Consider the following 10,203-nt stretch of genomic DNA (forward strand, 5'->3'; position numbering starts at 1 on the left):
CCAATAAGAAATCTTTGAGATGCACCACACGCTCATTTTCATTCTTGGACAATGCTTAATTTACACGACTTTCAGCCTTAACTGAACCGTATTGCCCCATAGTTCTCTTTTAAGGAGGTTTATGGGGGATTTTAATATACTGCAACTGGGAAAAGAATGGGTTTTAAGGCAATACGGTTCAGTTAAGGGTTATTGGTGTAGGTAATTGGTCTTTAAGACGCGATAAATCGCGTCTCTACATGAGGGTTTTGGGCTTATCTAAACCGTATTGGGTTTTAAGGTTGATTATATACATTAATACAAGAAATTATACCATCACCAAAAGACGTAACTTTATGAGGTTTATCTAAAAAAATTGAGTAATTTTTTCGATAAATATCTCTAAAAATCAGAAAAAATAGTATTATTAATTTTGTAAAAATTAATGGTGATTAATTACCACTACTGTTCACTTAGTGGTAGGCAACTCCCGATTATCCCCTGAAAATCTTAAAAAAGCTTGCTTTAATTGCATCTTTTTTAAGGAGTGTTAGGGAGAAGTAAGTCTTAAGTCAAGCGGATTGAATTATTTGCGCCTTCTTAAATTCTAAAAGCATCGAATAAACAATGAAACTATTTGCTAATCTACGCACACCAGCGTTGCTACAAACTCTGCAATTAATTGCTGAACCAACAAAGTTTTTAGAAAATAATGCTGCCAAGTATGATGATGTTTTCACAGTGCAAGTAATGGGTTTAAAGTCACCACCGATAGTATTTTTTAGCCATCCCCAAGCAATTAGTGATTGTTTTGCTATCCCTGCACACAAGTTAGATTTTAAGAAAGCAACCCATGTATTTAAACCCTTATTTGGAGAGAATTCTATTGTATTTCAAGAGGCGCGATCGCACCAACAACAACGGCAGCTATTACTCCCAGCTTTTCATGGGGATAATTTAAAATATTATGGACAAGCAATTTGTCAAATAACTGAAGAAAGTACACAACATTGGACATCAGGTACAGATATTTGTATACACAAATTAATGTCAAATATCACTTTAGAAATTATCTTACAAGTGGTATTTGGGATTACTCATGGTGCGCGTTACCAACAATTAAAAGAACAATTGAGTTCTTTATTAGAAGACGTAACTAAACCTTGGTATTCCAGCTTGTTTTTCTTTCCTTCGCTGCAAAAAGATTTAGGCGCATGGAGTCCTTGGGGACTTTTCTTAAAAAGACGAGAGCAAATTGACAAACTCATCTATGCAGAAATTTCTGAAAGACGTTGGCAAAATGATACTGCGCGTACAGATATTCTCAGTCTGCTGATGTCAGCGTATGACGTAAATGGCCAACAGATGACAGATGAGGAATTACGCGATCAATTAGTTTCATTATTGCTATTGGGTTACGAAACTACATCTGGTGTATTAGCCTGGATATTTTATTTAATTCACTCTCATCCAAAGGTTAAACATCGGCTAATGCAAGAACTAAATACCTTAGACAATCTCACAAATCCTGAAACAATTGCACAATTACCTTATCTCACCGCCGTCTGTCAAGAAACACTGCGAATTCACCCTATTGCTTTAATTTGCACGCCGCGAATGGTAAAAGATAAAGTAGAAATTATGGGGCATGAATTTACATCAGAAACAGTTTTAGTTCCCTGTATTTATTTAGCACATCGCCGAGCCGAGACTTACCCAGAACCAGAACAGTTTCGGCCAGAAAGATTCCTCAACCAAAAGTTTTCACCTTACGAATATTTACCCTTTGGTGGAGGTTATCGCGGTTGTATTGGTGCAGCCTTTTCCATGTACGAACTAAAATTAGTAACAGCCATAATATTATCCCGTTTTGAATTAAGCCTTACTGATAAACGTCCTGTGCATCCAGTCCGCCGTGGAATTACAATCGTCCCTAGCGGTGGTGTAAAAATGGTTGTTACTAAAAAAGCAAAACTCAAAAAACAAACAATACTTTCTACTTAATTATTCAATCCTTCCATTTGCATATATCGTAATATAGAGCCGCTTGTTAGGATCTAGCCTTTACAGTAAATAGTAAGAGGACATTTATGAGAATTAGTAATTCATGCCTAATGAGCATCGATTAGAAGAACAATTTCTATCCCAAGAAGCTGAAAAACAAGTATCGAATCAGCTAGATGAAGTAGAAGAAATAGCAATAGATGTAAAAACCGATCTATTAAAAATCCTTCAAGGACAGGCGGATGGAGTTGCAGTTGCAGGGCAAGGATTAGTCATTAAAGAAGACATTCGCATACAGGAAATAAAACTGCAAACAGATAGTATTGCTATCAATCCCTTTAGCGCTCTTTTTGGTCAAATAGAACTCAATGAGCCAATTAATACCATTGCTAGGGTTATACTCACAGAAGTAGATATTAACCGCGCCTTGACCTCAGAGTTTGTTCGTAGCCAGATGCAAAACTTTGAGTTGAATGTAGACGGCGAAATTGTCAGTTTTGAACCAGAAGAAATTCAGGTATTTTTACCTGGTGATGGCAAAATGGAATTTAGGGGAAAAGTGCAGTTAAAGGAAATGGGAAATACTCGCCCTTTAGCTTACACTGCGATCGCTCGCCCACGAACTCATTCACAACCCGCCATGCTGGAGGCTTTTAACTGCACTGAGGGAGAGGGGATTTCAATAGAATTAATTACAGCATTGATGCAGAAAGCTAAAGAACTGATGAATATCCCATCCTTTAAATGGGAAGAGATAGCTTTTTCTATCAAAAATCTAGAAGTACAAAAAGGTACTTTAATACTTATGTTAGAAGTTCAAGTAAAGCAAATACCCCCATCGTCAAGTTTAATATCTCCTTAGTAGGATTGACACGAGTTAAAGATAATTTTTGTTACTGAGGGATGATGTCAATGTAATAAAAATTTTCTAATATTTCAGAAAGCTACTTATTTCTAAATTCCAACTATGCAAGAGTATGATGTTGTGCTGATCGGTGCTGGACATAATGGGCTAGTTTGCGCAGCTTATTTGCTAAAAGCTGGTTATAGCGTTCTGTTACTAGAAAAGCGTTCTGTACCAGGTGGCGCAGCAACAACTGAAGAATGCTTACCGCAAGAAGCTCCTGGATTTAAATTCAATTTGTGTGCGATTGACCATGAATTTATTCATTTAGGACCAGTTGTTGAAGAATTAGAACTAGAAAAATATGGCTTGCATTATTTGGAGTGCGATCCAGTTGTTTTCTGTCCTCATCCTGATGGTAAGTATTTCTTAGGACATAAGTCAGTGGAAAAGACTTGTGCAGAAATCGCCCGTTACAGCGAACGTGATGCCAAAAAATACGCAGAATTTGTAGACTTTTGGCAGCGATCGCTAGGTGCAATGATTCCCATGTTTAATGCACCACCAAAATCAGTTATAGACATCCTTGGTAACTATAACGTCACCAAACTGAAGGATTTATTTTCTGTTATCGGTTCTCCAAATAAAACGCTGGACTTTATTCGCACGATGTTGACCAGCGCTGAGGATTTACTTAACGAGTGGTTTGATGAAGAATTTCTGAAAGCGCCACTAGCCAGACTAGCATCAGAACTTGGTGCGCCGCCATCACAAAAAACCCTTGCCATTGGTGCAATTATGATGGCAATGCGTCATAATCCGGGGATGGCCAGACCTCGCGGCGGAACTGGGGCACTTGTGCAAGCTTTGGTGAATTTAGTCACAAGTAAAGGTGGCGTTATTCTCACAGATCAGCACGTTGAAAAAGTTTTAATTGATGATGGCAAAGCTGTAGGTGTGCGGGTTGCTGGGGGAAAAGAATATCGCGCTAAATATGGAGTTATTTCTAATATTGATGCCAAGCGGTTGTTCTTACAAATGACAGATAAAAGCGATGTTAATGCAGCCGACCCAGATTTATGGGAAAGATTAGAACGCCGCATCGTTAACAATAACGAAACCATCCTCAAGATAGATTTGGCTTTAGACGAACCACTCCACTTTCCCCACCACGCCCACAAAGATGAATATCTCGTCGGTTCTATCTTAATTGCTGATTCTGTGGCTCATGTAGAACAGGCTCATAGTAAATGCACCTTGGGAGAGATTCCTGATGCTGACCCATCAATGTATGTGGTGATGCCTAGTTATTTAGATCCCACATTAGCACCACCAGGCAAGCACACTCTATGGATTGAGTACTTTGCTCCTTATCAAATTGCTGGTGCAGAAGGTACTGGTTTAAAAGGTACTGGTTGGACGGATGAATTGAAAAACAAAGTTGCAGATCGGGTGATTGATAAATTGGCAGACTATGCACCCAATGTCAAAAATGCAACTATCGCCCGTCGGGTAGAAAGTCCAGCCGAACTAGGAGAAAGATTAGGTGCATACAAAGGGAATTATTATCATGTTGACATGACTCTAGATCAGATGATATTTTTCCGTCCCTTGCCAGAAATAGCGAATTACAAAACGCCAATTGATAATCTATTTTTGACTGGTGCAGGGACTCATCCAGGTGGTTCAATTTCGGGAATGCCGGGACGCAATTGTGCGCGGGCATTTTTGCAGGCAAAACATCCCATTAGCCAAACTTTGAAAGATGCGCGGGATTCGATTAAGTCAACTGTCGAGTCAGTGTTTGGCATTAATTAAGCCTTGCACAGATAAAATAGAGTAATACAGTTCAGATAAACCCTTATGTAGAGACGCGATTTATCGCGTCTTGATTTATCAGGCAATCACGAAAATATTTGTATTAGTCATGGCTAGACCTATTGCTAGTTGAGCAATTTGGATTTGACCAGATGAACCTGTACCATCAGCATCAAAGAATAGACCCCCTGTATTATTGTTGTAGATAAAGCGATCGCTGCTATCTTCGGCTACTGAACCGATAAAAAATTGCGTGGCTTGAAGTATACCTTCACTAAGTCCACCTCCAAACCCTATTTTAGAAACATAAATTGTATCATCTAAGGACGAAAAATCTGTAATGTTATCAATACCTTCAGAAGGGGTATTAATAGTAAAAACATCAGATCCAGTTCCTCCCGTTAGGGTATCGTTACCTAAACCCCCAACGAAAGTATCATTACCATTTCCCCCTATAAGGATGTCATTGCCATTGCCACCATTTAGCTGATTATTACTACTATTACCAGTTCCATTAATATCATCTGTACCTGTTAAAGTGAGATTTTCTTCATTAGCTGATAAAGGCGAGCTAACGGTTGATGAAACGGTCACAGGTGTCGAAATAGGCGTACTATTGGCAACAGTGAGTAAAGTTCTAAATACCTTTTGGTTGCTGGTTAGACTTTCATCAAACTCTTGGATTGAATTAGTTGGATCTAGAAATGAAATAACATAGTAATTTCCAATTGGGATATTCGGAAACGCACCGTTCCAAGTTGCTGTTCCCGAATTGAATGGATTAATTGAAGAAATAGTTGTATTACCAATTAAGTAATGAGAACCAATGTTATCAGTGATATTGGCATCAGTGGAAGCGTAAAATGAAACCGAGAAAGTTCCTGTCGCGGCTGTACCATTGTTGCGAGGATAGACTGTGATGCTGAAATTTTCCCCATATTTGATATTGTTATTATTAAAACTTCCAAGAGTGGTGTTAAACCACACATCAGAATCTACTAAATCAGCTTTGTCAGTGGGTTGGCGCGCGGTAGTGTCTTGGTCAATCCAGTTTTGAATCTCATTATATCGAGTGCTTGTAATTCGGGCGAACTCGTTGTAAAGCGGAGTTTTGTTGCTGGTTGTCTCATTTGAAGCTACTCCATAAATAGTTGGTTTATTTGTATTGGAATTATTGAGCCAGAGAGGGCTTCCACTATTTCCAGGTAGGATATCTAGCTCATTACTACGCAAGATTGAGTCAGTTGTACTTGTGATTTTTCCGCTCTGAGTCCACATATCATAGTTATCAAATTTACCATCGCTATTGGAATCAAACTTATCAGATGAGTATCCAGTGACATTCATTAAAGTTCCACTGCTGAGATTATCGTCATATCCATAGTTAAACCAGCCAGTGAAGTTTCCAATATTGCGGTCAAGAGTAACCAATCCTATATCGTATTGAAAAGTTTCGCTTTTAGTTTGATCTCCTTGAGTCCATCCTTCAAAAGAACGTGTATAAACAGATTTGGCTTCACTATAGTATTCATAGTCAGCCCGATTTGTACCAGCAATGATATTTCCTTTAGAACCAAGCATCACCTCAATCTTATCTGCCCAACCTCCATATCTCGTGTCATACACACAATGTCCTGCTGTTAAAAAGTGGTAGGAATCAATCATGGCACCAGAACCGTTGATGATAATATCATCAGCAGTATCAATAACCCCATCTGGGCCTTTCCAATGTATTCTCATCTTTCCTATAGCACTAAATGGAGAAGTTGTCGTGTTGCTAACTTTTGTCCGATCATCAGGCGAGAAAAGAGACATACTTTTATATCCTAAATAAAAAATGATGAATACAAAATATACAATTTTAATGCCAAAAATTCTTTCATGGCATTAGCAATCCACTAGCAATTTTTATGAGAAGTTTTCCTATTACTAAGTTTTAAGTAGTATTAAAACTCTAAATTGCCATATATTTAATATAAATTATTTATACGATTTATCAATAATCTAGAGTTTAATTTAAATTTTATTTTTAAGTAAAAAATAAAACTAATTAATAGAGATAGAGATTGGAAAAACTAACTATTCTGATATTACTTCTATCTTCACGTCTGCGATCCCGGCTGATTTATACCGTCGGCATTGGCGGATTGAAGAAGCTTTTCATCAGGGTGAATTACTACACGAGTGCCATGTTTACGACGAGTCACAGCTATGCAATATATATAGCAACACAAATAATTGTTTTTTGAGTAAAGTAGGTTCTAAGCGATTGCTTTATGCGTATTTAATATGATAGTATTATATACTCTTGATTTTAATAAAGTTTTATGCATCGTCACCAAAACTCGTTGAGAAAATAAATATAAGTAAATTAATGGGTAAAAACTAGTGTATTTTGATAATACTCAAAAAACTAACAAATTTTAACATCGTCTAATAATTTTTGTAGGTACAGCATGGTTTTTCGGCACTGCTTCGTTGCATCTGGCTTGATAGCTTTCTTGACATTTGGCTGTAGTGGTGGGGCAAACTCATCGGCAGAAAATACTACACAGGTTGTCCAAGAAAGCAATGTAACCCAACTTTTTATAGAAGCGAAGGCTACGCAAAAAGCAGAAGATTACTTTCATCAAGGTAACAATTTATTAGATAGACATAATTATGAAGATGCCATAAAAGCTTATGATAAAGCGATCGCCATCAAAGTTGAGAGTCTTGAAGCTTGGATTAACCGTGGTATCGCCTTAACATCATTGCAACGCTACCAAGACGCTCTTGCATCTTACAATCGAGCGATCGCGATTAAACCCGATAAATATGAAGCTTGGTATAATCGTGGCATCGCCTTAACATCGTTGCAACGCTACAAAGATGCTGTTACATCTTACGACAAAGCGATTGCAATCAAACCCGACAAATATGAAGCCTTAATTAACCGAGGCATAGCTTTGACAAAGCTGCACCGCTACAAAGATGCGATCGCATCTTATAATAGAGCGATCGCTATCAAGCAAGATTTGCACCAAGCATATTACAACAAAGCTTGCTCTTATGCTTTACAAAGCAATCTGGAATTAGCAATTGAGAACCTAGACAAAGCAATCGAGCTTGTTCCTGATAAATACAAAAAGTTAGCAAAAACTGACCCCGACTTTAGCAAAGTGCGTAGTAAAAAGCAGTTTCAGGAATTACTGCAATAATATTCGATCGCCACTACTCAGTGTAAAATATAAACCTGCTGTAACAAGGATTTTTTCTTGAGCGGTTTACGATTACACATGAAAAAATTGTTAATCACTGGGGCAAGCGGTTTTTTAGGATGGCATCTTTGCCAGCTTGCCAAACAAGAATGGGATATTTATGGCACTTATTTATCCCATCCTTTAGAAATTCCTGGGATGAAAGTCTTAAAAGCAAACTTGACAAATTTTCAGGAATTAAAACGTATCTTTAATGATGTCAAACCAGAAGCAGTTATTCATACTGCTGCACATTCGCAACCAAATTTTTGTCAAACCAATCCCAAAGAATCGCACGCAATTAATGTTATCGCATCTTGCAATATTGCCGGAATTTGCGCGGATAATTCTATTCCTTGTGCTTTTACCTCAACCGACTTAGTTTTTGATGGCTTAAATGCCCCATATCGAGAAACAGATGCCGTGTGTCCTGTCAATCTTTACGGTGAGCAAAAGGCGATCGCAGAAGCAGATATGCTAGAAAGGTATCCCATGACCGCAGTGTGTCGAATGCCGTTGATGTTTGGTGCAGCAACACCCACAGCAAAAAGCTTTATTCAGCCATTTATTCAAACTTTACAAGCTGAAGAAGACCTAAGTCTATTTATAGATGAATTTCGCACACCAGTAAGTGGAACAACTGCCGCCAAAGGACTCTTACTAGCATTAGAAAAAGTTAATGGCATCATTCATTTAGGTGGCAAAGAGCGGATTTCACGTTATGATTTTGGACAGATATTAGTAGAAGTATTTCAACTTCCCACCACCGGACTTAAATCCTGCCGCCAACAAGATGTGAAAATGGCAGCACCTAGACCAACAGATGTTTCTTTGAATAGTTCCAAAGCTTTTGCATTGGGGTATCAGCCTTTATCTGTAAGAGAAGAATTAGAGGCAATACACTTCAGCTAAGGTTAAGTGTTAATTGGATATATATACATGGATATTCGCGTTTACAGACCTTGTAGAAGATGATTTTTTGGGATCTGTCTTTAAAAAATTTATATAACTCTCCCTCTTTCTGCTGCACAACATGGGTCAACTCATGCGTCAACAACTCCTGTCCACCCCGACTCCCAGGATTATATTCTCCTGAACGAAAGAACACATCCTGTCCCGTCGTAAAAGCACGCGCCTGAATTGAGCAATTCAACTGGTCACTCTACAAGATCGGCGATCGCACTAATAAGCTCTGGGTTGTCTGTCTGATGGACAATATTTATTCGATGGCTTAATTGTTCGCCATTTTCGAGGCTCGTAGGAAGTAACTTTGTTGTAATTAGTGGCAAGCTTGCTAAAGTTTTTCAAAATAGTCCTATCCTCGCCTTGTTGCTGCATCAATTCATAAGTCTGATTCAATAAGGCATACTGATCCTGAGCAAGGAAATATTGAGCATCAGTGTCAAGACCGTCGCTGCCAGGGTCCCAATCTCGAAGTTGGGGTGAAGGACCGATAAAAATATTGGCAGGACTCCACAAAAAGAAGGAACCAGTAATTTCTTCTTTTTCCGATTGATTAAGATCGGTATTACGTTTTTTTTCTGTTTTTGCTTCGTCAATTTTGTTTATAGCTGTAAGGACTTTGTTATAGTCTTTTTTCTCGTCTTTAGAGGTGTTTCGGATTTTCGTATTATTAAGAAAATCTTTTGCCGTCATCGCACCATGTTTAGAATAATCTTGTCCCCACCCACGAAGATCGTTAAGTTTGGGAAGTAAGTGGATATTAACTAGCTGCTCAAGAGTGACCTTATCTTTATTAGGAATGAATTCTTTAGCAATAGCATGGTCTTTATATTTCTCTAAATTGCTATGTGGAATAACGTGATGAGCAGTCAGTGCTATTTCCGCAGCAGGTACAGGATTAGGGTTGTAATCCCGTTTTTGTAGCATAGTTTTTCCACCTTGCTGCACCACATGGGTCAATTCATGAGCTAACAACTCCTGTCCACCCCGACTCCCAGGATTATATTCTCCCGAACGAAAGAACACATCCTGTCCCGTCGTAAAAGCACGCGCCTGAATTGAGCGATTCAACTGATCGGATTGACCATCCGTGTGAACCTTTACCCCACTGAAATCTGCGCCAAATGCCTGTTCCATCGGTTCGCGGATGTTGTCTGCGATCGCCACTCCTCCACCCCTAGCTTGGTTAATGGAGGCTTCCAAGTCTGGCGCAGCAGGCATCCCAGCCTTAGCCTGACGCTGCACCATCGACTTCATCTGTAATTCTTCCTCATCCTCTGGCACTTCTTGACGTTGCAGTGTGCTATTGTCGAGGGATTTCATTTGCAATTCTTCCTCATCCTCTGGCACTTCTTG

At 38.8% G+C, this 10,203-nt stretch carries 8 protein-coding genes; 5 read left to right on the forward strand and 3 right to left on the reverse strand.

Translation table 11 applies throughout. The features are described 5' to 3' along the window. The first annotated feature begins 606 nt into the window (after positions 1-606). From V7K45_RS02900 to crtO, 3 genes are all read left to right on the forward strand, one after another. Positions 607-1,983: a cytochrome P450 gene (locus tag V7K45_RS02900; protein ID WP_335000194.1), complete on the forward strand. Its 1,377-nt coding sequence runs from the start codon at positions 607-609 to the stop codon at positions 1,981-1,983. A 103-nt stretch (positions 1,984-2,086) separates the two neighbouring features. Beyond that, a complete protein-coding gene (locus V7K45_RS02905) occupies positions 2,087-2,845 on the forward strand; it encodes an LmeA family phospholipid-binding protein (RefSeq protein ID WP_335000196.1) in 759 nt (252 codons plus the stop codon). A gap of 105 nt (positions 2,846-2,950) precedes the next feature. Then, positions 2,951-4,645, forward strand: coding sequence for a beta-carotene ketolase CrtO (crtO, locus tag V7K45_RS02910; protein ID WP_335000198.1), 1,695 nt, complete (start codon positions 2,951-2,953; stop codon positions 4,643-4,645). A gap of 78 nt (positions 4,646-4,723) precedes the next feature. Here crtO and V7K45_RS02915 read toward each other — a convergent pair whose 3' ends face one another. Continuing rightward, complete coding sequence (locus V7K45_RS02915) at positions 4,724-6,385, reverse strand: trypsin-like serine protease (RefSeq protein WP_335000200.1); 1,662 nt, start codon at positions 6,383-6,385, stop codon at positions 4,724-4,726. A 716-nt stretch (positions 6,386-7,101) separates the two neighbouring features. Between V7K45_RS02915 and V7K45_RS02920 the strand changes: the two genes are divergently transcribed. Beyond that, a complete protein-coding gene (locus V7K45_RS02920) occupies positions 7,102-7,845 on the forward strand; it encodes a tetratricopeptide repeat protein (RefSeq protein ID WP_335000202.1) in 744 nt (247 codons plus the stop codon). A 78-nt stretch (positions 7,846-7,923) separates the two neighbouring features. Continuing rightward, positions 7,924-8,796, forward strand: coding sequence for an SDR family oxidoreductase (locus V7K45_RS02925; protein ID WP_335000204.1), 873 nt, complete (start codon positions 7,924-7,926; stop codon positions 8,794-8,796). Here V7K45_RS02925 and V7K45_RS32890 read toward each other — a convergent pair. Next, positions 8,789-9,037, reverse strand: a complete 249-nt coding sequence (locus tag V7K45_RS32890) for an eCIS core domain-containing protein (RefSeq protein ID WP_442941950.1) — start codon at positions 9,035-9,037, stop codon at positions 8,789-8,791. The two genes, V7K45_RS02925 and V7K45_RS32890, sit on opposite strands and share 8 nt — an antisense overlap. A gap of 29 nt (positions 9,038-9,066) precedes the next feature. Continuing rightward, on the reverse strand, positions 9,067-10,203 hold a 1,137-nt coding region (locus V7K45_RS02930; RefSeq protein ID WP_335000205.1), incomplete at its 5' end, for an eCIS core domain-containing protein.

Source organism: Nostoc sp. (assembly GCF_036917375.1).
Classification (GTDB): domain Bacteria; phylum Cyanobacteriota; class Cyanobacteriia; order Cyanobacteriales; family Nostocaceae; genus Nostoc.